The organism is Kitasatospora sp. NPDC127111 (genome assembly GCF_042677465.1).
GTDB lineage: Bacteria > Actinomycetota > Actinomycetes > Streptomycetales > Streptomycetaceae > Kitasatospora.
Window position 1 is genome coordinate 26616 of sequence record NZ_JBHXTG010000070.1, and the last position, 22143, is coordinate 48758.

At 75.6% G+C, this 22143-nt stretch carries 15 protein-coding genes; 10 read left to right on the plus strand and 5 right to left on the minus strand.

Features of this window, described 5'->3' with window-relative positions:
• Positions 1-3: 3 nt before the first annotated feature.
• From ACFVHB_RS31765 to ACFVHB_RS31775, 3 genes are all read right to left on the minus strand, one after another.
• Complete coding sequence (locus tag ACFVHB_RS31765; protein ID WP_380329093.1) at positions 4-321, minus strand: hypothetical protein; 318 nt, start codon at positions 319-321, stop codon at positions 4-6.
• A 152-nt stretch (positions 322-473) separates the two neighbouring features.
• Entirely contained in the window at positions 474-701 is a 228-nt protein-coding gene (locus tag ACFVHB_RS31770; RefSeq protein WP_380329095.1) for a DUF3107 domain-containing protein, read from the minus strand.
• A gap of 132 nt (positions 702-833) precedes the next feature.
• Complete coding sequence (locus ACFVHB_RS31775) at positions 834-1496, minus strand: TetR/AcrR family transcriptional regulator (RefSeq protein WP_380329097.1); 663 nt, start codon at positions 1494-1496, stop codon at positions 834-836.
• Between the two features lie 241 nt (positions 1497-1737).
• Here ACFVHB_RS31775 and ACFVHB_RS31780 point away from each other — a divergent pair, with 241 nt between their 5' ends.
• The 5 genes from ACFVHB_RS31780 (at position 1738) to moeZ (ending at position 8471) form a co-directional block, all read left to right on the plus strand.
• Positions 1738-2667, plus strand: a complete 930-nt coding sequence (locus tag ACFVHB_RS31780; protein ID WP_380329099.1) for an alpha/beta fold hydrolase — start codon at positions 1738-1740, stop codon at positions 2665-2667.
• Between the two features lie 382 nt (positions 2668-3049).
• Positions 3050-4735, plus strand: coding sequence for a DUF3492 domain-containing protein (locus ACFVHB_RS31785; protein WP_380329101.1), 1686 nt, complete (start codon positions 3050-3052; stop codon positions 4733-4735).
• Positions 4735-5832, plus strand: coding sequence for a hypothetical protein (locus ACFVHB_RS31790; RefSeq protein ID WP_380329103.1), 1098 nt, complete (start codon positions 4735-4737; stop codon positions 5830-5832). The genes ACFVHB_RS31785 and ACFVHB_RS31790 overlap by 1 nt, the downstream gene beginning before the upstream one ends.
• A gap of 163 nt (positions 5833-5995) precedes the next feature.
• A complete protein-coding gene (locus ACFVHB_RS31795; protein WP_380329105.1) occupies positions 5996-6997 on the plus strand; it encodes an NAD-dependent epimerase/dehydratase family protein in 1002 nt (333 codons plus the stop codon).
• Between the two features lie 295 nt (positions 6998-7292).
• On the plus strand, positions 7293-8471 hold the full coding sequence (moeZ, locus tag ACFVHB_RS31800; RefSeq protein WP_380329107.1) for an adenylyltransferase/sulfurtransferase MoeZ: 1179 nt from the start codon (positions 7293-7295) through the stop codon (positions 8469-8471).
• Positions 8472-8551: 80 nt separating this feature from the next.
• Here the strand turns inward: moeZ and ACFVHB_RS31805 are convergent, their stop codons facing one another.
• Positions 8552-11314 carry a flippase-like domain-containing protein gene (locus ACFVHB_RS31805; RefSeq protein WP_380329108.1) on the minus strand — a complete coding sequence of 921 codons (2763 nt, stop codon included), beginning with the start codon at positions 11312-11314 and terminating at the stop codon, positions 8552-8554.
• A gap of 134 nt (positions 11315-11448) precedes the next feature.
• Here ACFVHB_RS31805 and ACFVHB_RS31810 point away from each other — a divergent pair, with 134 nt between their 5' ends.
• The 4 genes from ACFVHB_RS31810 to ACFVHB_RS31825 all read left to right on the plus strand — a co-directional run bounded on the left by ACFVHB_RS31810 (position 11449) and on the right by ACFVHB_RS31825 (position 19996).
• Complete coding sequence (locus ACFVHB_RS31810; RefSeq protein ID WP_380329110.1) at positions 11449-11805, plus strand: MGMT family protein; 357 nt, start codon at positions 11449-11451, stop codon at positions 11803-11805.
• Positions 11806-11918: 113 nt separating this feature from the next.
• Complete coding sequence (locus ACFVHB_RS31815; RefSeq protein WP_380329112.1) at positions 11919-15245, plus strand: ATP-dependent helicase; 3327 nt, start codon at positions 11919-11921, stop codon at positions 15243-15245.
• A gap of 57 nt (positions 15246-15302) precedes the next feature.
• Entirely contained in the window at positions 15303-18593 is a 3291-nt protein-coding gene (locus ACFVHB_RS31820) for an ATP-dependent DNA helicase (RefSeq protein WP_380329114.1), read from the plus strand.
• Between the two features lie 191 nt (positions 18594-18784).
• A complete protein-coding gene (locus ACFVHB_RS31825; RefSeq protein ID WP_380329116.1) occupies positions 18785-19996 on the plus strand; it encodes a PP2C family protein-serine/threonine phosphatase in 1212 nt (403 codons plus the stop codon).
• Positions 19997-20077: 81 nt separating this feature from the next.
• On the opposite strand, the gene ACFVHB_RS31830 is transcribed toward ACFVHB_RS31825, so the two are convergent.
• Positions 20078-21055: an endonuclease/exonuclease/phosphatase family protein gene (locus tag ACFVHB_RS31830; RefSeq protein ID WP_380329118.1), complete on the minus strand. Its 978-nt coding sequence runs from the start codon at positions 21053-21055 to the stop codon at positions 20078-20080.
• 72 nt (positions 21056-21127) lie between these two features.
• Between ACFVHB_RS31830 and ACFVHB_RS31835 the strand changes: the two genes are divergently transcribed.
• The gene (locus ACFVHB_RS31835) at positions 21128-21787 is read left to right on the plus strand and encodes a PadR family transcriptional regulator (RefSeq protein WP_380329120.1); all 660 of its coding nucleotides are present in this window, start codon (positions 21128-21130) and stop codon (positions 21785-21787) included.
• Positions 21788-22143 lie beyond the last annotated feature (356 nt).

Here is a 22143-nt window from a genome sequence, read left to right on the forward strand (position 1 = left end):
GGTTCACGCGTGCCGGTGCCGGTGGTGCGCGCCGGCCCGGTGCGGGTGGTGCCGGTGGGCGGGGCGCCGGCCGGCCGCGAGGTCGGGCCGGGCCAGGACCGAGGTGAGCAGTGCCGAGGCGGTCGCCGAGATCGCGACGCCGGCCGCCGGGGCCGCGCCGTTCAGCGCGAAGTGCGCGATCACCCCGCTGAGCAGGGCCGAGACCAGTGCCGTCCCCATCGTCAGAGCCCGTCCGGACGGGAAGTAGGCGGGCAGGGACAGCAGCGCGGTGGCGCCGACGACCAGGCCGACCAGGACGAAGGCGAGCGTCTCGACCAGCAAAAGTGCCTCCCCGGGGTGCGGGCGCGCGGCGCACGGACGGCCGCACTGTCGCCGTACCCCGGCCGCCCCGCCCGTACACACGGCGGTTCCCCGGCCGTACACACGGCGGTGCCCCGCCCCCGGTGAGGAGGGCGGGGCACCGCGGTACGACATCAGAGCGTGCCGAAACCGACCTTCCGGACGGCCTGCTCGCCGATCTCCACGTACGCCAGGCGCTCGGCCGGGACGATGACGCGGCGGCCGTGCTCGTCGGTCAGCGTCAAGAGCTTCTCGGTGCCCTCCAGCGCCTTGGCGACCGCGCTCTGGACCTCATCGGCAGTCTGCGAGCTCTCGATCACGATCTCGCGCGGCGCGTTCTGCACGCCGATCTTGACCTCCACGGCTTCCGTCCCTCCGGGGTTGCAGCCATCCACGCGCGGCACCCGGACCGCCCGGGACAGGCGATCGCGGCGACCGCGCCGTACGGCTTCACCATAGAGCACAGGATCAAGGCCGAGGCGAAGGTCGGTGGATCACTGCTCGGCGGAGGGGGCCTCGGACTGCTCGGCACCGGGGTGCATCGGGAAGCCCTTCAGGCCGCGCCAGGCCAGGCTGGCGACCAGCCGCACGGCCTCGTCGCGCGGGATCTCCAGGCCCTGCGAGAGCCAGTAGCGGGCGGTGATCTGGGCCAGGCCGCAGACGCCGGCGGCGAGCAGCTTGGACTCGGACTCGGGGAGGTCGGTGTCCTCCTGGATCACCTTGCTGACCAGCGTCGCGCTGGCCTCCGAGGCCCGCTCGACCCGCTCGCGCACGGCCGGCTCGTTGGTCAGGTCCGACTCGAAGACCAGCCGGAAGGCGCCGGACTCGCTGGAGACGTAGTTGAAGTACGCCTCCATGGTCGCGGCGACGCGCTGCTTGTTGTCGGTGGTCGTCGACAGCGCCTCGCGGGTCGACTCGACCAGCGCGTCGCAGTGCTTGTCGAGCAGCGCCAGGTAGAGCTCCAGCTTCCCGGGGAAGTGCTGGTAGAGAACCGGCTTGCTGACCCCGGCGCGGTCGGCGATGTCGTCCATGGCGGCCGCGTGGTAGCCCTGCGCGACGAACACCTCCTGGGCGGCACCGAGCAGTTGTTCACGGCGGGCGCTTCGCGGCAGGCGGGCACCGCGCGGGCGCTCCTGCGCCTCCTGGATGGCCGTCACGGCGCTCCTCACTTCACGGGTTGTTCGGGGCTGGCAAGATGACCGATTCTACTTTTCGGTAACCGTGTTCGCGCTTGGCAGACGCGAGAAAACCACGGCGCCCCCTTGTCAGGAGCCCACAATACGGCGCTGACCACGGCATCGGCAGTGGTGGGACGAGGGACGGGACGCCGGCCCCGGTCACCGCGAACCAGGTGCCGCGACCCGGCGCGCCGAGGGCGAGTCAATACCATCGTCCACCATGAGCAGCGCTGAGCAGCAGATACGCACAGAGGCGGGGGAGCCCGCACCGTTCCGTACGGTCGAGGTTCCCGGTGCGGTGCTGGCGGTGCACCGGGCCGCGGGCGGCGGCGGTCCGGCCGACGGGCGGGAGCCGGCGCTCTTCGTGCACGGGCTCGGCGGCTCGGCCGGGAACTGGACGGCGCTGATGGCGCGGCTCTCCGGCGTGGTCGACGGCGAGGCCGTGGACCTGCCCGGCTTCGGCCACTCCGTGCCGCCGGCCGACGGCAACCTCTCCCTCTCCGGGCACGTCCGCGCGGTGATCGGCTACCTGGAGGCGGCCGGGCGCGGCCCGGTGCACCTGTTCGGCAACTCGCTGGGCGGGGCCGTCTCGGTCCGGCTCGCCGCGCTCCGCCCGGACCTGGTGCGCAGCCTCACGCTGATCTCGCCCGCGCTGCCCGAGCTGCCGCCGCAGCGCAGCGCCTGGCCGACCGCCCTGCTGGCGCTGCCCGGCGTGCCCGCGCTGCTGAGCCGGCTGCCCGCGAACGGGCGCAGCCCGGAGGACGCCACCGACGGCCTGCTGCGGCTGGTGTACGGCGACCCGGACGGCCTGTCACCGGACGCCCGGGCCGAGGCGGTGGCCGAGTTCCGGCGGCGGTCCGAGCTGCCGTACGCGACGCAGGCGCTGATCGGCTCGGCGCGCGGGATCGTCTCGGCGTACACCGAGCGCGGGGACCAGGCGCTCTGGCGGCAGGCCCGGCAGGTGAAGGCGCCGACGCTGCTGGTGTACGGGCTGCGGGACAAGCTGGTCTCCTACCGCTCGGCGCGGCGGGCCTGCCAGGCCTTCGCGGACGCCCGGCTGCTGGTGCTGCCGGAGTCCGGGCACGTGGCGATGATGGAGCACCCCGACCACGTGGCCCGGGCGGTGCGGGAGCTGCTCGCGCGGGCCTGAGCCGGGGCGCGTACGGGACGGGCGTACGGGGCCGGCGTACGGGATCGGCGTACGGAAGGGGCGGGGCGGGGACAGGCAGGGGACGGAGCGGAGCACCGGACCGCGGGCGTCGTAACGCGGCGGTCCCGCGCGAGGTCACGCCGGTTCACTCGTTCAGGTGGCTGCCAGGCATGTGACCGATGGATCGCCGGGGGCCGGTCCTACCTTTCTGCTGTCGGACCGAACACATGTGGGGGAGTCGGTGCCGCCGGAGCATCCGGGAGGATCCGGACGGCGGCCGCGAGCGGGGCACCGGCCTGCGGCTCCACGGTCCCCATGCCCGTTCGAGTAGCAAGCCCTTGGTCTTCAACGCCCTTCCATGGGCGGCATAAGGAGGTCTCCCGTGCGCGTGGCCCTGCTGACCGAGGGTGTCCGCCGGCATCCGGAGCGTGGTGCCGGCGGCTGGTCCGAGCGGCTGGCCGAAGGCCTCCGCGAACACGACTTCGAGCTGTACCTGCTGGCCGGCCAGGAGACCGGAGCGAACCCGCGGGGCCGCTGGCTCGGGACGCACGAGCTGGCCCTCTGGGGGCGCCGCCCGGGCGGCCGCGCGCCGGGGGCGTTGCGCAGACGGCAGTACGCGCGGGCGTACGAGGAGCTCGTGCGGGCGCTGGTGATGCCGGGTGCGCGGGGCGGCTTCGGGGCCGGGCTGTACCGGCTGGCGGCGCTCGCCCGGGAGGACGGCGCACTGCCGGCCTTCCTCGCCTCGGCGCACGCCCGCCGCACGCTGGAGCGGGTCTGGCGCTCCCCGGGGGCCGACACCTCGGCCGGGCAGCCGCTGGTCTGCGACGTCCTGGTCGCGGCCGACCTGCTGGAACAGTGCCTGCGGCCGCTCTCCGCGCCCTGGTACGGCACCGGGCCGGGCGGCCTCGGCGCGGCGGACCTCTGCCACGTGGTCGGCGGCGGCCCGGCGGCGCTGCCCGCGCTGGTCGCCAAGCACCTGCACGGCGTGCCGTTCGTGGTCACCGAGCACGGTCTGCACCTGCGCGAGCAGTACCTCGGCTACCGCGAGGCGCCCTACCGCTGGCAGGTCCGGGCGCTGCTGCTCTCCTTCTTCCGGGCGCTCACCGAGGAGACGTACCGGCAGGCCGCGATACTGACCCCCGGCAGCGCCCACGACCAGCAGTGGCAGCGGCGCTGCGGCGCCGACCCGGAGCGGACCAGGGTGGTGTACGAGGGCACCCCGGCGGTGGCCCGCGCGGCGGCCGGCCCCGAGCCGGACCGGCCGACCCTGGTCTGGGCGGGCCCGTTGGAGCCCGGCCGGGACGCCGAACTGGTGCTGCACGCCTTCGCGCGGGTCCGGGCCGAGCTGCCCGCGGCGCGGCTGGTGGTGCACGGCGAGGAGACCGTCCGCGGCTACCGGGCGCACTGCGAGGCGGTGGCCGGACGGCTGGGGGTGGCCGGCGCGGTGGAGTTCGCCGGACGGCCCGAGTCGGCCGCGGCGGCCTGGGAGGGCGGCACGGTGGTCGTCTTCTCGGCGCTCTCCCAGCGCAGCCCCCGGCTGCTGGCGGACGCGATGCTGAGCGGCCGCGCGGTGGTCTCGACCGACGTCGGGGTGGCCCGGGAGGTGGTCGGCCCGACCGGGCTGCTCGTCCCGCCGCGCGACCCGCAGGCCCTGGCCGGCGCCTGCCTGGCGCTGCTGCGCGACGAGGAGCGGCGGGCGCGGCTCGGGCTGGCCGGACGCCTGCGGGCGCAGGAACGCTTCGCCGTGGAACCGGTGATCGGGGCGTTCCGGGAGATCTACCTGGAGCTGGTCTCGCAGTGGCCGGCCTTCCCGGCCGCCGCCGGCCCGGCCGGCGAGCAGCCGCGCCCGTTCGCCCGGCCCGCCGAGTACTGGCTGGCCGACCGCCACGGCGGGGGCCGGCCGGCGGACGGGGACGGCGCGGAGGGCGGCGGCGCGCGCGGCGACCGGCCGGGCACCGAGAGCGGCGGCGCGCGCGGCGATCGACCGGGCGCGGAAGACGGCGGGCCGCGCGCCGACGGGCCGGACGCGACGGCCGACCGGCCCGCCGCCCTCGCGGAGGCGGTCTGATGGCCGGCGGCGGGCGGGCGGCCGGGGTGCCCGCGGCCGCCGGGCTCTCCGGTGATCCCGTCCGGGAGGTGATGGCGGAGCACCGGCTGCTGTGCGAACGGGCGGTCGACCCGCTGGAGATCGCCGCCGGACTGGAGGAGGCCGGGCTGGGCCCGGAGACGGCCGCGCGCTGCCGGCACGCCGACCTCTTCGGGCTCGCCGAGGAGCTGTACGCGCGGGTGCCGCGCCGCCCGCCGACCCCGCCCGACGGACCGGAGGAGAGCTGGCGGCGGCGCTGCCGCGCGGCGCTGCGGTCGTCGGCGCTCGCGGTGCTGCCGGTCGCGGCGGCCGCCGCGCTCGGGGGCCGCTGGCCGGCGCTGCTGCCGGCGGCCGTCCCGCTCGTCCTGCTGCCGGCCGCGACGGCGGACCAGGTGCCGCCCGGGGCCGCCGGGGAGCCCGGGACGGCGGGGGAGCCCTGGCCCGGCCCGCCGCGCCCGGCGGCGCGTCGGTGGCGGCCGGCCTCGCTCGGCCACGGCGCCGGGGTGGCCGGGCTGCTGCTGCTCCCGCTCGCCGGCGCGACCGGGGACGGCCGGGTGACGGCCGCGCTGGTGCTGGCGGCGGCGCTGTCGGCCGGGTCGGCCGAATGGGCGGCGCGCTGGTTCCGCCACATCGGCCGCGGCCATCTGCGGACGGCGGGCACCCTCGCCGAGTTCCGGGCCCGGATGCGCCCGGTGCTGCCGGTGGCGGTGGCCGTGCACCTGGCCGTGCTGGCGGTGCTCAGCTTCGCCGCGCTGGCCGTGCTGACGGCCGTCGCGCCGCGCCCCGGCCCGGGCCACGGCGGCGGGCTGCTGCACCTGGCGGCCGAGCGCGCCGACCCGCTCCAGTGGGCGACGCAGGGCGTGCTGGGCCTGCTGCTGGTGCTGCCCGCCCTGCTGGCCGGCTGCGGTCGCCGCGCCGCGGCCGCGCTGGGCGCGCTCGCCGGGGCGGCCGCCGTCGCGGCACCGCTCGCGCTGGGCCGGTCGGCGCCGGTGGCCGGGCTGCTCGGCGGCGGGGCCGTCGCGCTGGCGCTGTTCGGGTACGCCTGGCCGGTGCTCGGCCGGGCCGGCGCGCACCGCTGACCGTCCGCGCCCGGGCCGGCAGACGGGCCGGCCGCCGGTCGTCCGACCTCCCGACCTCCCGACCTCCCGACCTCCCGATCACCTGATCGTCCGGATCCTCTGCTCCGTACTCACACTGTCCGCCAGGTCGAACCCGACCTCGCTTCGTGGAAGGACACCCCCGATGAGGGTGCTGCTGCTGGGCGCCGACGGCTTCATCGGCCGCCGGGTCACCGATCGTCTGCTCGTGGACCAGGATTTGCAGGTGACGGTGCTCGGCCGGCGTGACTCGGCCGACATCCGCTTCGACCTGACCACCGGCAGCCCGGGCGCACTGGCCCGGTTCCTGGACGCGGTCGCGCCCCAGGTGGTGATCAACTGCGCGGGCGCCACGTACGGCAGCTCGCGCACCCTGATCCGGGCCAACACGCTGGCCGTGGCGACCGTCTGCGAGGCGATCCGGCGCAGCCGCGAGCCCGCCCGGCTGGTGCACGTCGGTTCGGCGGCCGAGTACGGCCCGGTGCCGGGCGGCGTGCCGGTGTCGGAGGCCGCCGAGCCCCGCCCGGTCGGCCCGTACGGGGTCTCCAAGCTGGCCGGTACGGAACTGGTGCTGGCCTCCGGGCTGGACGCGGCGGTGCTGCGGGTGTTCGACGTGGTGGGCCCGGGGGCGCCGACCGCCTCGCTGTTCGGGCGGCTCGCCGAGGGGCTGCGCCGGGCGCTGGAGCGGGACGAGCCGCAGGTGCGGATGCCGGACCTGTCCGGATACCGGGATTTCGTGGACGTCCGGGACGTCGCCCGGGCCATCCGGGCCGCGGCCGTTTCGGCGGCCACCGGCGTGATCAACATCGGCAGCGGGCACGCCGTCCGGGCCCGCGAGGCGGCCCAGCTGCTGGTCCGGGCGTCCGGGTTCGAGGGGGCGATCGTGGAGGAGAACCGGCAGGTCGTGCTGCCCGCGCAGGCCGGCGGGCCGGCCGACCACCTGGTCCCGCACCCGGGGCAGCACCACCTGCCCGGGCACCGCCCGGCGGAGTCGCGGCCGGCGGAGTCGCGGGTGGCGCCGGGGGAGCCGGTGCCGTGGCGGCAGGCGGACGTGCGGACCGCCCGCGACCGTCTCGGCTGGCGGACACAGGTGCCGCTGGAGGAGTCGCTCGGGGACGTCTGGCTGGAGACGGCGTGCCGGGTCTGAACCGTCACCGGGACGGGGCGGCGGGGCCCGGCCGGGGGCGCGGAGGCCCGGCCGGGGGCGCGGAGGCCCGGTGAACGGCGGGCTGCGGCGCCCCTGACCCGCCCCGGGCGGCGGCGGCCGCGGTCGTCCGGGCGGTCCCATCATCCGGTGCCGGCCGTCTCGCCAGTCGGACGGGCTGTCTCGGAATACCGGGGCGGCATGACACTGTTGGCGTAGCAGAGCCACCGCTGGTGGCGGATCGCAAGCCACAAGAGGTTGGCCCTGGCCACCTGAACTGACGACCATCGGAGTCCCCGTGTCGCTGCCACCCCTGGTCGAGCCGGCCGCCGAGCTCACCGTTGACGAGGTCCGCAGGTACTCCCGCCACCTGATCATCCCCGACGTGGGCATGGCCGGGCAGAAGCGGCTGAAGAACGCCAAGGTGCTGTGCGTCGGCGCCGGCGGCCTCGGCTCGCCGGCGCTGATGTACCTGGCGGCGGCGGGCGTGGGCACGCTCGGCATCGTCGAGTTCGACGTGGTGGACGAGTCCAACCTGCAGCGGCAGATCATCCACGGCCAGTCGGACGTGGGCCGCTCCAAGGGCGAGTCGGCGCGGGACTCCGTCAAGGAGATCAACCCCTACGTCAACGTGATCCTCCACGAGGAGCGCCTCGACAACTCCAACGTCATGGAGATCTTCTCCGGCTACGACCTGATCGTGGACGGCACCGACAACTTCGCCACCCGCTACCTGGTGAACGACGCCGCGGTGCTGCTCGGCAAGCCGTACGTGTGGGGCTCGATCTACCGCTTCGACGGCCAGGCCAGCGTGTTCTGGGCCGAGCACGGTCCGTGCTACCGCTGCCTCTACCCGGAGGCGCCGCCGCCGGGCATGGTCCCGTCCTGCGCCGAGGGCGGCGTGCTGGGCGTGCTCTGCGCGTCCATCGGCTCGATCCAGGTCACCGAGGCGATCAAGCTGCTGGCCGGCGTCGGCGAGCCGCTGGTCGGCCGGCTGATGATCTACGACGCCCTGGAGATGAACTACCGCCAGGTGAAGGTCCGCAAGGACCCGAACTGCGCGCTCTGCGGCGAGAACCCGACGGTCACCGAGCTGATCGACTACGAGGCCTTCTGCGGCGTCGTGTCGGAGGAGGCGCAGGCCGCCGCCGCCGGTTCGACGATCACCTCCAAGCAGCTCAAGGAGTGGCAGGACGAGAAGGAGGACATCTTCCTGATCGACGTCCGCGAGCCCGGCGAGTACGAGATCGTCAACATCCCCGGCGCGGTGCTGATCCCGAAGAACGAGTTCCTGATGGGCAACGCCCTGGAGTCGCTGCCGCAGGACAAGAAGATCGTGCTGCACTGCAAGTCGGGCGTGCGCTCGGCCGAGGTGCTGGCCGTGGTGAAGTCGGCCGGCTTCTCCAACGCCGTCCACCTGGGCGGCGGCGTGCTCGGCTGGGTCAACCAGATCGAGCCGCACAAGCCCGTCTACTAGGAACGCGGCGAACCGGTGCAGCAGAACCGGTGCAGCAGAAAGGGCCCGCTCCGGCGGGCCCTTTCGCGTACGTGCGGGCGCTACAGCGCGCCCTTGCGCTGGAGCACGTTGTAGGAGATCCAGCCGGGCAGCACCGGCAGCCAGAAGGTGAGCGCCCGGTAGAGGAAGACCGCCGGGGTGGCGACGGCCGGCGGCACGTCGGCGACGGTGAGCGCACCGATCAGGGCGACCTCGACCGGGCCGATGCCGCCGGGGGTGGGGATGGCCGAGCCGGCCGCGTTGGCGGTCAGGAAGACCACCGCCACCGCCGAGAAGCTGATCGAGCCGCCGAAGGCCTGCACCGAGGCGTCCAGGCAGGCGGTGAAGGACAGCGTCAGCAGCAGGATGCCGCCGAAGCCGGTGACCAGCTTGCTGGGCGTCTGCATCAGGTCGAGCATCCGCGGCACCACGCCGAAGAACAGCGAGCGCAGCCGGTTCAGCACGAACCGCCGCAGCGGGGCGACCGCCGCGACCACCAGGGCGAGCACGGCGGCGGTCAGCACGCCGATGATCACCGCGCGGGAGGCGGAGAGGTCCCCGTTGGTCTGGCTGCCGGTGATCAGACCGAAGCTGAACAGCAGCAGCAGGTGCCCGGCCAGGCCGGCCAGCTGGGAGGCGCCGACCGAGGCGACCGCCTGCCCGGAACGGATGCCGGCCTTCTGCAGGTAGCGGGTGTTCAGCGCGATGCCGCCGATCGCGGCCGGCGCGACCAGCTTGACGAACGACCCGGCCAGCTGGGCGGCGACGGTGCGCCGGAACGGCAGCTTCTCGGGGACGAAGCCGGTCAGGCTCATCGACGCGGCGACGTAGCTGAACGCGGCCGCGAACAGCGCCGCCGCCGCCCAGGCCCAGTTCATCTGGGAGAGCTTGAGCTGGGCCGGCTTGATGGTGGTCAGCGCCAGGTAGGCGGCGAAGGTGAGCGCGATCACCATGATCAGGCTCTTCGGCTTGAGCCGCTCCAGCTTGGCCGGCTCCATCGGCGCCTCGGGCGCGATCTGGAGGATCTGGCCGCGGATCCGGCTGAGCAGGTCCTCGCCGGCCGCCGCGATGTCCTCCTCGGCCTGCTGCTGGGTGCGCTCGCCGGCGGCGACCTGCTCCAGCGCCCGGGCCTGGGCGGCGGCCTTGCGCTCCTTGGTGAGCTTGCGCAGGTCGACGCGGGTCGAGCGGCTCATCCCGACCGGCTGGAGCAGCGGCAGCGCCTGGGCGACCCGGTCGGCGCCGAGCACGGCGTTGGCGGTGGCGACCGCCCGCTCCGGGCCGATCCGCAGCGCGAAGGTGGTGACCAACTGGGCGACGTCGATGCGCAGCGTCAGGTCGGTGGCCGCGATGTCGCCGCCGGAGAGGTTGACCAGGCAGGCCGTCTTCTCGTCGACGACCAGCAGCGACTCGCCGGTGAGCCGGCGGTGCGCGATCCGGCGTTCGTGCAGGGCGGCGACGGACTCCCAGAGCGAGGCCATCACCTGGTCGGTGACCTCCTCGTCGGCGAGCTCGTCCAGGGTGCGGCCCTCGACGTTCTCGTAGACCAGGATCGCGGCGTCCGGGCCCAGCTCGGAGGTGGCGACCAGCTGGGGGGCGCGGGCGCCGGAGGCGGCGGCCGCGTAGGCGATCAGCGCCTCCTGCTCCAGCGCCTGACGCAGCGACTGCGGGCTGCGGCGGACGGCCACCGAGCGCAGCCGCAGCCGCCGCCAGGCCCGGTAGAAGAAGCCGGAGGCCTGCTGTTCGCGGTCGACGATGTGGACGTCCAGCGGCGGGCCGCTCTGCTGGGCGACGAAGTAGCGCCGGGTACCGCCGGGCGCGTCCGGGGCGCGGTGGGCGCTGGCCGGGGTGAAGCCGACCTTGCGCAGGCCGATCATCAGGTGTTGGCCGGTGGGCCGGATGTTCGGCGAGCCGATCGCGTACAGCGTGCCGTAGGCGACGGACCAGCCGATCAGGACGGTGAGCAACAGCGAGAGCGGGGTGGTGTAGCCGCCGAGCAGCTCGGTGATCCCGCTGAAGATCACCACCACCCAGAGGGCGACCCGCCAGCGCGGCCGGCTCGACATGCCGACCGCGGTCATGTACGCGATCACCGGTGCGAGGTAGCCGTGCACGGGGTCGGTGAGGGTGTTGGTGCTGTCCAGCGGGAACCGGGTCAGGGCGTCCCGGATGTGGTCCGAGGCGCCCTCGGCGACCCACCAGTCGATGCCCAGCGAGACGCCGTAGGCGAGCACCGAGGCGAGCACGCCGTCGGCGACCCGCAGGCCGTCCCGTTTGATCAGCCGCTCGACCGCGAAGGCGAGCGGGACGGCGAGCACGGCGACGCTGGAGACCAGGCCGGTGATGGTGGAGAGCACCGGGGAGAAGCGCGGCGCGTTGGAGGCGATGTCTATCTCGATGCCGGTGGTGGTCGAGGTCGCCACCCCGGCCAGGATGAACACGGCGACGATGCCGAGCACGCCGGCCACGAAGCGGATCAGGTCGGACGGGCGGTGCGCGCGGGCGGCGAGCAGCGGCTCGTCGACGTCCAGGTGCGGGGTGTCGTCGTGGCCCTCGGGGTCCTCGGACGACGCCGGGTCCGCCGGGTCCGCCGGGTCCGCCGGGGGAGCCGGAGGCCCGGGCGGCTGGGCCGGGACGCCGGCGGCCGGCGGCGCCGGCTCTGGCCGGGGCTCGGGCGCGGTGGGCTGTGGGGTCTTGATCGTCCCGTCCTTGATCAGGGAGACTTCCGGGGACGGCTCGGCGGTGGGCTCGTCGCCCGGACCTGCGCGCATGGCGTCGGCGGACTCGTCGGAGTCCTCGTGCGCGCCCACGTCAGCCGTCCCGGTCATCTGGTCTTGTCCTCGTATCACCACTCACCGCCCCGAAGATGGTGGCATGCCGCGGCGCCCCGTGCTGGACAGGGGCCGGATCGGGCGCGGCGGATCGTTCGTACGGGACCCCGCCGCTTCTCCCATGAGGAAGAATGCCGCAGGTGACGGACGCTGACGACGACGGCGACCGCGGCGCGCTGCCGCCCTTCGCCGAACTGGTGCTCGACCTGACCGAGCGGATTCCACCCGGCCGGGTGATGACGTACGGGGACGTTGCCGAGTACCTCGGCCAGGGCGGCCCCCGGCAGGTCGGCCGGGTGATGGCGCTCTACGGCGGCGCCGTGCCCTGGTGGCGGGTGATCCGCGCGGACGGCCGGTTCCTGCCCGGCCACGAGCAACGGGCCCTCGCCCACTACGGCGAGGAGGGCACCCCGCTGCGGGAACTCGCCGACCCGCCCCGGGTCGACCTGAAGCGGGCCCGCTGGGACGGCGAACCGTCGGGGGATTGAGCCGAACCGGGTGCGCGGACGGGAATGACGGGGCAGGATCGTAGGCTCGATACGGACGGGCCCCGGGCGGGGCCCGCCTTCCGTGGCCCGCAGCACAACCCCCCAGGACATCCGTGAGCTCCCCCTACCGTCTGGTGCGCAGCCGCCTCGCGCAGCCCGCCCCGCCCGTGCTGGACGAGTACCAGCGCGCCGTGGCCGAGCACGCGGGCGGCCCGCTGCTGGTGCTCGCCGGGCCCGGGACGGGCAAGACGACGACGCTGGTGGAGGCCGTCGCACGGCGGATCGAGCGCGGCACCGACCCCGAGCGGATCCTCGTCCTCACCTTCAGCCGCAAGGCCGCGATGGAGCTGCGCGACCGGATGTCCGCCCGGCTCGGCGCCTCCTCCACCGCCCGCGCCGCCGCCCCGCAGGCCACCACCTTCCACTCCTTCAGCTACGCCCTGCTCCGCGCCCACCAGGACCCGCGGGACTACGCCGAGCCGCTGCGGCTGCTGTCCGGCCCCGAGCAGGACGTGATGGTCCGCGAGCTGCTGGCCGGCGGCGCCGAGGACGCCCGGGCCGGCGACGGCCGCATCTCCTGGCCGCTCGACCTGCGCGCCTGCCTGACCACCCGCGGCTTCGCCGACGAGGTCCGCGCCGTGCTCGCCCGCAGCCGCGAGCTGGGCCTGGGCGAGGCCGAGCTGGAACGCTTCGCCGAGGGCGTCCAGCGCCCCGACTGGGCCGCCGCCGCCCACTTCCTCGCCGACTACCTGGACGTGCTCGACCTGCGCGGCGTCCTCGACTACGCCGAGCTCGTCCACCGCGCCGTCCTGCTCGCCGAACGCCCCGAGGTCGGCGAGGAGCTGCGGCAGCGGTACGACGTGGTCTTCGTCGACGAGTACCAGGACACCGACCCCTCCCAGGTCCGGCTGCTGCGCCGGCTGGCCGGCGGCGGGCGCGAGCTGATCGCGGTCGGCGACCCGGACCAGTCGATCTACGCGTTCCGCGGCGCCGACGTCAACGGCATCCTGGAGTTCCCGCAGACCTTCCGGCAGGCGGACGGCAGCCCCGCCGAGGTCAAGGTGCTCCGCGTCTCCCGCCGCTCCGGCGCGGTGCTGCTCGCCGCCTCCCGCGAGCTCGCCCGGCGGATGCCGATGGGGCGGCTGCCCGCCGACAAGCTCGCCCAGCACCGCGCCCTGCTGCCCTCCCGCGAGGGCGGCCGGATCGAGGTGTACACCTACCCCACCCCCGGCACCGAGCTGGACTCGATCGCCGACCTGTTGCGCCGCGCCCACCTGGAGGACGGCGTGCCGTGGGGCGAGATGGCCGTCCTGGTCCGGGCAGGCGCCCGGTCCATCCCGGGCGTGCGGCGGGCGCTCGGCGCGGCCGGCGTCCCGCTGGAGATCGACGGCGACGACCTGCCGCTGCGCGAGGAGCCGGCCGTCGCCCAGTTGCTGCTCGCCCTGCGGGTCTGCGCCGAGCAGGCCGCCCGGGACCGGCACGGCGACGCCGCGGCCCCCGACCCGCTCACCACCGAACTCGCCCACACCCTGCTCACCGGCCCGCTCGGCGGCATGGACGGCTCCGACCTGCGCCGCCTCGGCCGCGCCCTGCGTGAGGAGGAACGCGCCGCCCTGCGCGCCGACGGCCGGCCCGCCGCCGTACCGCGCCCCGCCGGGGAGCTGATCCGCGAGGCCCTCGGCGAACCCGAGCGGCTGATCGCCCTCGACCCCTCCTACGCCCGGCGCGCCCGCGACCTCGGCACCCTGCTGCGCAAGGTCCGCGAGCGGCTGGCCGGCGGCTGCACCGCCGAGGACGCGCTGTGGGAGCTCTGGGACGGCAGCCGCCGCTGGCGCGAGCGCCTGGAGCGGGCCGTGCTGCGCGGCGGCGCGGCCGGCCGCAACGCCGACCGGGACCTCGACGCGCTCTGCGCCCTGTTCGAGACCGCCGCCCGCGCCGAGGAGCAGGTCACCGGCCACCGCAGCGCCCTCGACCTGCTCGCCGAGCTGGAGGCCCAGGACATCGCCGCCGACACCCTCACCGTGCGGGCCGTCCGCCCCGAGGCCGTCCGGCTGATGACCGCGCACCGCTCCAAGGGCCTGGAATGGCGCCTCGTCGTGGTCGCCGGCGTCCAGGAGGGCCTCTGGCCGGACCTGCGCCGCCGCGGCTCGCTGCTGGAGGCCGACCGGATCGGCCGCGACGGCCTCGCCGAACCGCTCTCCCCGGCCGCGCTGCTCGGCGAGGAACGCCGGCTCTTCTACGTCGCCGCCACGCGAGCCAGGGAGCGGCTGATCGTCACCGCGGTCAAGGCGCCCGCCGAGGACGGCGACGAGCCCTCGCGCTTCCTGCGCGAGCTCTACCGCGAGGAGGTCGATCCCCGGACCGGCCGGGTCGTCCGCCGCACCCCGCCCGCCACCGTCGAGGACGTCACCCACCGGCCGCGCCGCCCGCTCTCCGTCCCCGCGCTGGTCGCCGAGCTGCGCGCGGTCACCGTCGACCCGGCCCGCTCGCCCGAGCTGCGCCGCGCCGCCGCGGAACGGCTCGCCACCCTGGCGCTGGCCGCCGACGAGGACGGCCTGCCGCTGGTGCCGGCCGCCCACCCGGACCGCTGGTGGGGCCTGGACGACGCCACCGCCGCCCCCGAGCCGCTGCGCAGCGCCGACCTGCCGGTCCGGCTCTCCGGCAGCGGCCTGGAGCAGCTGGAGAACTGCTCGCTGCAGTGGTTCCTGGACAAGGAGGTCAAGGCGCGCGGCTCCTCCTCCGCCGCCCAGGGCTTCGGCAACGTGGTGCACGCCCTCGCCGACGAGGTCGGCTCCGGCCGCACCCCCGCGGACCTCGCCGTCCTGATGGAGCGGCTGGACACGGTCTGGGACGCGCTGGCCTTCGACGCGCCGTGGAAGTCCCAGCAGGAGAAGACCGAGGCGCGGGCCGCCCTGGAGCGCTTCCTCAACTGGCACGTGCTGGAGCGCGGCCGGGACGTCGTCGCCACCGAGCACGGCTTCGACGTCACCCTGGACGCGGGCGGGGTCCGGGTGCGGATCCGCGGCTCGATGGACCGGGTCGAGAAGGACGAGGCCGGGCGCGCCTACGTGGTCGACTTCAAGACCGGCAAGGAGGCGCCGACCGGCAAGTCGCTGCCCGAGCACAAGCAGCTCGCCGTCTACCAGCTCGCCGTCCGCGCGGGCGCGCTCAACGAACTGCCCGGCTTCGACGGCGCCCCCGAGTCCGGCGGTGCCGAGCTGGTGCAGCTGCGCAAGCCCGACAAGGCCGTGCCGGAGGCGCCCAAGGTGCAGCGGCAGGAGCCGCCCGAGGGCGAGCCGTGGATCGAGAACCTGCTCGCCGACGCGGCCGGGCGGGTGCTCGCCGAGCGCTTCGTGCCGCAGACCGGCGGCGGCTGCGACCGCTGCTCGTTCCGCCGCAGCTGCTCGGCCCAGCGCGACGGCGCCCAGCTGGTCGAGTAGCGAGGGTCACCCCGCTCGGGAGTCCGGACTGTCGGTGCTCCCCGTTAACGTTGCGGGGTGACCGCCGTGCTCGACCGCCCCGACCAGCTCAAGGACCTGCTCGGCATCCCGTTCAACCGGGAGCAGATGGCGGCCATCGGCGCCCCGCTGGAACCGGCCGTCATCGTGGCCGGCGCCGGCTCCGGCAAGACCACCGTGATGGCCGCCCGGGTGGTCTGGCTGGTCGGCTCCGGCGCCGTCCGGCCCGAGGAGGTGCTCGGCCTCACCTTCACCAACAAGGCCGCCGGCGAGCTGTCCGAGCGCGTCCGCTCCGCCCTGCGTCTCGGAGTGCTGGGGGTCTCCGCCCCCAGCCTGGCGGCCGGGGGGTACCCCCAGGCCGAAGGCCGGGGGAGGGGCGCCGAGCCGGACGAGGAACCGCTCGGCGAACCGGAGATCTCCACCTACCACGCCTTCGCCGGCCGGCTGCTCAAGGAGCACGGCCTGCGGATCGGCATCGAGCCGGACGTCCGGCTGCTCGCGGACGCCACCCGGTTCCAGCTCGCCGCCAAGGTGCTGCGCACCGCCCGCGGCCCCTTCCCGGCACTCACCGGCACCTTCGCCAACCTGGTCGCCGACCTGATCGCGCTGGACGGCGAACTCGCCGAGCACCTGGTCGAGCCGGACGCGCTGCGGGCCTTCGACGAGGACCTGCTCGACACCCTCGCCACCGCCAGGCTCACCAACGACGACCTGCGCGCCGTCCCCGGCACCGCGCGGGCCCGGCTGGAGCTGCTCCGCCTGGTCGAGGAGTACCGGCGCCGCAAGGCCGCCGCCGGGCTGATGGACTTCGGCGACCAGATAGCCGCCGCCGCCCGGCTCGCCCAGCAGCGCCCCGAGGTCGGCGAGCTGCTGCGCGGCCAGTTCAGGGTGGTGCTGCTGGACGAGTACCAGGACACCTCGGTCGCCCAGCGGCTGATGCTGGCCGGCCTCTTCGGCGCCGGGCCGGACGGGCGCGGCAGCGGCCACCCGGTCACCGCGGTCGGCGACCCGTGCCAGGCGATCTACGGCTGGCGCGGCGCCTCGGTGGCCAACCTGGACGAGTTCCCCCGGCACTTCCCGCGGGCGGGCGGCGAGCCGGCCGCCCGGTACGCGCTGAGCGAGAACCGCCGCAGCGGCGGCCGGCTGCTGGCCTTCGCCAACGAGCTGGCCGCGCCGCTGCGCGCGATGCACGAGGGCGTCGAGGCGCTGCGTCCGGCCCCCGGCGCCGAGCAGGACGGCTACGTCCGGACGGCGCTGCTGCCGACCCACGCCGAGGAGATCGACTGGCTGGCCGACTCGATCGCCCACCTGGTGCGCACCGGGACCGCCCCGGGCCGGATCGCCGTGCTCTGCCGGGGCGGCGCGGCCTTCCCCGACATCCACGCGGCGCTGGTCGCCCGGGAGGTGCCGGTCGAGGTGGTCGGCCTCGGCGGGCTGCTCCAACTCCCCGAGGTGGCCGACCTGGTGGCGGTCTGCGAGGTGCTCCAGGACCCGACCGCCAACGCCGCCCTGGTCCGGCTGCTGATCGGCCCGCGCTGGCGGATCGGGCCGCGCGACCTGGCCCTGCTCGGCCGGCGCGCCGCCGACCTGGTCCGCACGGCCCGGCCGGAGGGCGTCGAGGCGCTGGCCGCCGCCGTCGCCGAGACCGATCCGACCGAGGTGGTCTCGCTCGCCGACGCGCTGGAGACCTTCCTCACCGGCCCGGCCGACGAGGAGGGTTCGCAGCCCGACGACCTGCCGTTCTCCGCCGAGGCGAGGCTGCGCTTCGCCCGGCTCGCCCGGGAGCTGCGCGAGCTGCGCCGCTCGCTCGCCGACCCGCTGATGGACGTGCTGCACCGGGTGCTCGCCGTGACCGGCCTGGAGGTCGAACTCGCCGCGTCCCCGCAGGCGCTGGCCGCCCGCCGGCGGGAGACCCTGCACGCCTTCCTGGACGTCGCCGCCGGCTTCGCCGACCTGGACGGCGACCCGGGCCTGCCGGCCTTCCTCGGTTTCCTGCGCGCCGCCCAGGAGTACGAGCGCGGCCTGGACAGCAGCCTGCCCGGCGGCGAGGACACCGTGAAGGTGCTCACCGCGCACAAGTCCAAGGGCCTGGAGTGGGACGTCGTGGCCGTCCCCGGGCTGGTCAAGGGCGCGTTCCCGTCCTCGACCGCGCGCGAGCGCTGGACCAGCACCAAGCGGGTGCTCCCGCACGCCCTGCGCGGCGACGCGGCCACCCTCCCCGACGTCCGCGACGGCTGGACGGCCAAGTCCATGGCCGCGTTCAAGGCCGCACTGGCCGGGCACTCCGGTACCGAGGAGCTGCGGCTCGGCTACGTCGCCTTCACCCGGCCGCGCTCGCTGCTGCTCGCCTCCGGGCACTGGTGGGGGCCGAGCCAGAAGACCCCGCGCGGCCCGTCGGCCTTCCTGGAGCAGTTGCGGGAGCACTGCGAGCGGCCCGGTGCGGGCGAGGTCGAGCACTGGGCCGAGCCGCCGGAGAAGGGTGCGGCGAACCCGGCGCTGGCCGCTCCCGCCGAACGGCCCTGGCCGCTGCCGCTGGATCCGGCCGCCCAGCACGCCCGTCGCCGGGTCGCCGAGGTGGTGTACCGCCGGCTCGCCGGGCAGCCCGCCCCCGAACCGGAGCCGATGGCCGCCGAGGACCGCCGCCAGGTGGAGTCCTGGGACCGCGATCTCACCGCGCTGCTGGGCGAGTTGGAGCGTTCCCGGCGCAGCGTGCGGGAGGTGCCGCTGCCCGCCGCGCTCTCGGCCACCCAACTGCTGCGGCTGGCCGCCGATCCGGACGGCTTCGCGCACGACCTGGCCCGTCCGATGCCCCGCCCGCCGCAGCCCGCCGCCCGCCGGGGCACCCGGTTCCACGCCTGGGTGCAGTCCCGGATCGAGCCGCTGCTGCTGATCGAGCCGGGTGCGCTGCCCGGCGCGGACGACGACGGCATCGAGGACGAGCAGGACCTGGAGCGGCTCAAGGAGGCGTTCCTGCGCACCCCGTACGCGAACCGGGAGCCGTACCGGGTCGAGGCGCCGTTCCAGCTGGTGCTGGCGGGCCGGGTGGTGCGCGGCCGGATCGACGCGGTGTACCGCGAAGGTGACGGCCGGTCAGGATCCGGCGGCGCGTCACGCTACGAAGTGGTGGACTGGAAGACGCACCGCGAGGAGACCGCCGACCCGCTCCAGCTCGCGGTCTACCGGGTCGCCTGGGCCGAACAGGCGGGCGTTCCGCTGGAGCAGGTCACGGCGTCGTTCCTGTACGTCCGCAGTGGTCGGATCGAACAACCCGCAGGACTTCCCGACCGAAAAGAGTTGGAACGGCTCCTGATCGGGAACAGTGAAGAATGAGTCACGGAGAGCATTCAAGTCATCACGGCATCGGGCGAAACCTGTGCGTAGTGCACGTTTCGCGCCTATTGTGGGGTCGGTAACCGGTCAATCCCCGTACTCCGGCCGCCAGCGAGGCCCGCATTTCCTAACCCTCAGTCATCACCGCAGGTGCCCACGGGCATCGGCGTCTTCTGCTGGAGAGACCGAAGTTGAGCGCGACCGGATGGATCAGAGAGCGGTTCGCCGGGCCGACCCCGGGGGCCGCTCCGGGCGCGACCGGCACCTGGCCGAGGACGGCGCTGTCGCTGCCGTTCATCGGCATGGCGCTGGTCGTCGTCCTCGACTACTTCACTGACGCCGCGGTGACCGTCGAACCGGCGCTCACCGCCGTCCCCGCGCTGGCCGCCGTGGTCAGCCGCCGAACCTGGTACCCGCTCGCGATCGGCCTCCTCACCGAGGCCGCCGCCTTCCTGATGGCCATCCACAACGACGTGCTCGGCGAGTCCGTGCACAGCGCCACCGTCTTCGCGATCGTGCTGGTCGCGGCGATCGGCTGGGTCAGCGCCACCCTGCGGCTGCGCCAGGAGAGGGCGCTCGCCGACGCCCAGCTGGTCGCCTCGATCGCCCGCCGGGTGCTGCTGCGGCCGGTCCCCGAGCGGGTCGGCAGCGTCCGGGCCGCCGTGCACTACGCGGCGGCCGCCGCGCACGCCCGGATCGGCGGCGACCTCTACGAGGTGGTCAACACCCGGCACGGCGTCCGGGCCGTGGTCGGCGACGTCCGCGGCAAGGGGCTGGGCGCGGTGGAGACCGCGGCCGCCGTGCTCGGCGCCTTCCGCGAGGCCGCCCACCAGGAGCCCGCGCTGGACCGGGTGGCCGGCTGGCTCGCCGTCAGCCTCGACCGGGCCCTGCACGAGAACGACCACCCCGGCGTGGAGGAGGAGTTCGTCACGCTCGTGCTGATCGGGGTCCGGCCCGACGGCACCGCCGAGATCGTCAACTGCGGCCACCCCTCGCCGCTGCTGCTGCGCGGCGACGAGCCGGTCCGGCCGCTGGAGCTCGCCGAGACGGTGCCGCCGCTCGGCGTCCTCGACCCGGCCGACGTCCGGCCGCCGGTGCACGAGGTCCCGCTGCGCGGCGGCGACCGCGTCCTGCTGTTCACCGACGGCGTCATCGAGGCCCGCGACCGGGCCGGCGCCTTCTACCCGCTCGCCGAACGGCTGCCGCACTGCGCGGACGGCGGCCCGGCCGAGGTCCTGCGGCGCCTGCACGAGGACGTCGTCCGGCACGTCGGCCGCCAGCTCGGCGACGACGCGGCCATGCTGCTGCTCCAGTACGACCCTCCCCCGGCATCCGGCCGGGGGGACCGTCAGGTCGCCGGGGCGCACGTCCCGCACCAGAACGGCGTGCTGACCAGGCGTTAGGGGCCGGGTCCGGCGGATCTCGGCGGACCCGGCGGGCGCCGCCGGGCAGCCGCCCGGGGCGCCGGAGCGTCCGGGCGCGGGTCAGAGCGAGACCCGCACCACCAGCGGGCGGTGGTCCGAGACCGCCGTCCGCGGGGCGGCCGCCGGGCCGACGGCGGACCGCGGCACGCCCACCGCCAGCACGTGGTCGAACTGCACGGCCGGCCGGTGCGAGGGGTAGGTGGGGGTGCGCGCCAGGTCGTACCAGCCCTGGAGCCGCGCCCGCGGCTCCCGCACCCGCCGCCGGCGCTGCGCCGGCAGGGCCGGCCTCGCCCGCCGGGCCGTCCGCAGTTCGCGCACACGCACCCGCGCCCGGGGCGCGGTCCGGTCCAGCGCGGTCGCCCCGCCCAACACCGTCCGGGGCACCGCGCCGATCAGGTTGAAGTCCCCCAGGACGAGGTACGGCTGCGGCAGGTCGGCGATCCACCGCCGGATCCCGGCCAGCTGCGCCATGTTCCAGCCCGGCACGAAGGACAGGTGCGCCGCCACCACGGTGAACGGCCCGTGCTCGCCCTCCAGGACCGCCGCCAACGCCGCCCGGGGCTCGTCCGGGACGGGGGTGAGCCCGCGCCGCCCGGCCACCCGCAGCGGCAGCCCGAACGGCGCCGGGGCGAACCGGCGGGCCCGCCAGTGCCGGACCGGCAGGCGGGTGAGCAGCGCGGTGCCGTACGAGGGCGGGGCCTCGTCGCCGACCTCGCCCGGCCCGTACACCCGGATCCCGGCGGGCGCCGAGAGGTCCGGCACCCAGCCGGCCACCGGTGCCGGCCGGCCGTGCAGCGCGGCCGCGAACCGCCAGTCCGCGGCGCCCATCGCCTTGGCGGCGACCGCCGCCTGGTCGGTGCCGCCGGAGCGCGGCTGGTACCGGTCCACCTCCTGGATCGCCAGCACGTCGGCGTCCAGCGCGGCCACCGCCTCGGCCAGCGGCCCGCCGGCGTCGTCCGGGTAGGGCCGCGGGGCGCCGTCCGGCGCGAGCGGCTGACCGTGCAACAGGTTGAAGGTGGCGATGCGCAGCTGGCTCACACCGCATGACGGTACCCGCTCGGCGGGGGGCGCCGCTTGACCCGTCGAGCATACCGGGTATACATACTCGGTATGTCCATCCGTCACGGCCTGCTCGCCCTGCTCGACCAGGGCCCGCGCTACGGCTACCAGCTGAGAACCGAGTTCGAGGCGCGCACCGGCGCCACCTGGCCGCTCAACGTCGGCCAGGTCTACACGACGCTGTCCCGGCTGGAACGGGACGGCCTGGTCGAGCCCGCGGGGGAGGACGAGGAGGGCCACCAGTTCTACGCGGTCACCGAGGCCGGCCGCGCCGAGCTGCGCGCCTGGTTCGACAGCCCGGTGCCCCGCACCAACCCGCCGCGCGACGAGCTGGCGATCAAGCTGGCCATGGCGGTGACCGTCCCGGGGGTGGACGTGCCCGCCGTCGTCCAGGGCCAGCGCCGGCACAGCGTCAAGGCGCTCCAGGACTACACCCGGCTCAAGGGCCGGGCGCTCGCCGGCGAGGCCCGCCCCGGGGGCACCGGCCAGTCGGCCGGGTCCGGCGCCGACCTCGCCTGGCTGCTCGTCCTCGAACAGCTGATCTTCCAGACCGAGGCCGAGATCCGCTGGCTCGACCACTGCGAGACCAGGCTCGCCCAGCAGGCCGAGATCGAGCAGGCCCGGGCCGCCGAGGCGCGCAAGGCCGAGCCCGCGCCCCGGACCGGCTCCGCCGCCCGGCTCGGCCGCCGCCGGACCAAGGCCCAGCCCTAGGGCCTGACTTCAAACTCCCGCCTGCCGGGCGACGCCTGGGCACGCGCCTCGCCGCGTTGTCGTCGGTCGCCGATGCTCCGCATGGACTCCCTCCTCCGCCTTGCGATGCACGCACCCAGACGCCGCCCGGCCCGCCCTTCGGGCGGACGGCGGGAGTTTGAAGACAGGCCCTGGGCCCGTCAGACCTCACGAACCACCGGCCCGGGCGGACACGCCGACCCGGGCCCACGAAACAGCAGGGGGAAGTGTGTCCCACACCGATCCGTCCGGGAGCGCCGTCCGACCGGTGCTGCACCTGGACCACGTCACCCGGGTCCACGGCCAGGGTGCCGCCGAGGTCCAGGCGCTGCGCGGGG

What these genes read in the sequence shown, in the direction of transcription:
- ACFVHB_RS31780 (WP_380329099.1), top strand. Translation starts at nt 1,738, where the DNA reads ATGAGCAGCGCTGAGCAGCAGATACGCACAGAGGCGGGGGAGCCCGCA.
- ACFVHB_RS31810 (WP_380329110.1), top strand. Translation starts at nt 11,449, where the DNA reads ATGCCGCAGGTGACGGACGCTGACGACGACGGCGACCGCGGCGCGCTG.
- ACFVHB_RS31835 (WP_380329120.1), top strand. Translation starts at nt 21,128, where the DNA reads ATGTCCATCCGTCACGGCCTGCTCGCCCTGCTCGACCAGGGCCCGCGC.
- ACFVHB_RS31795 (WP_380329105.1), top strand. Translation starts at nt 5,996, where the DNA reads ATGAGGGTGCTGCTGCTGGGCGCCGACGGCTTCATCGGCCGCCGGGTC.
- ACFVHB_RS31790 (WP_380329103.1), top strand. Translation starts at nt 4,735, where the DNA reads ATGGCCGGCGGCGGGCGGGCGGCCGGGGTGCCCGCGGCCGCCGGGCTC.
- ACFVHB_RS31805 (WP_380329108.1), bottom strand. Translation starts at nt 11,314, where the DNA reads ATGACCGGGACGGCTGACGTGGGCGCGCACGAGGACTCCGACGAGTCC.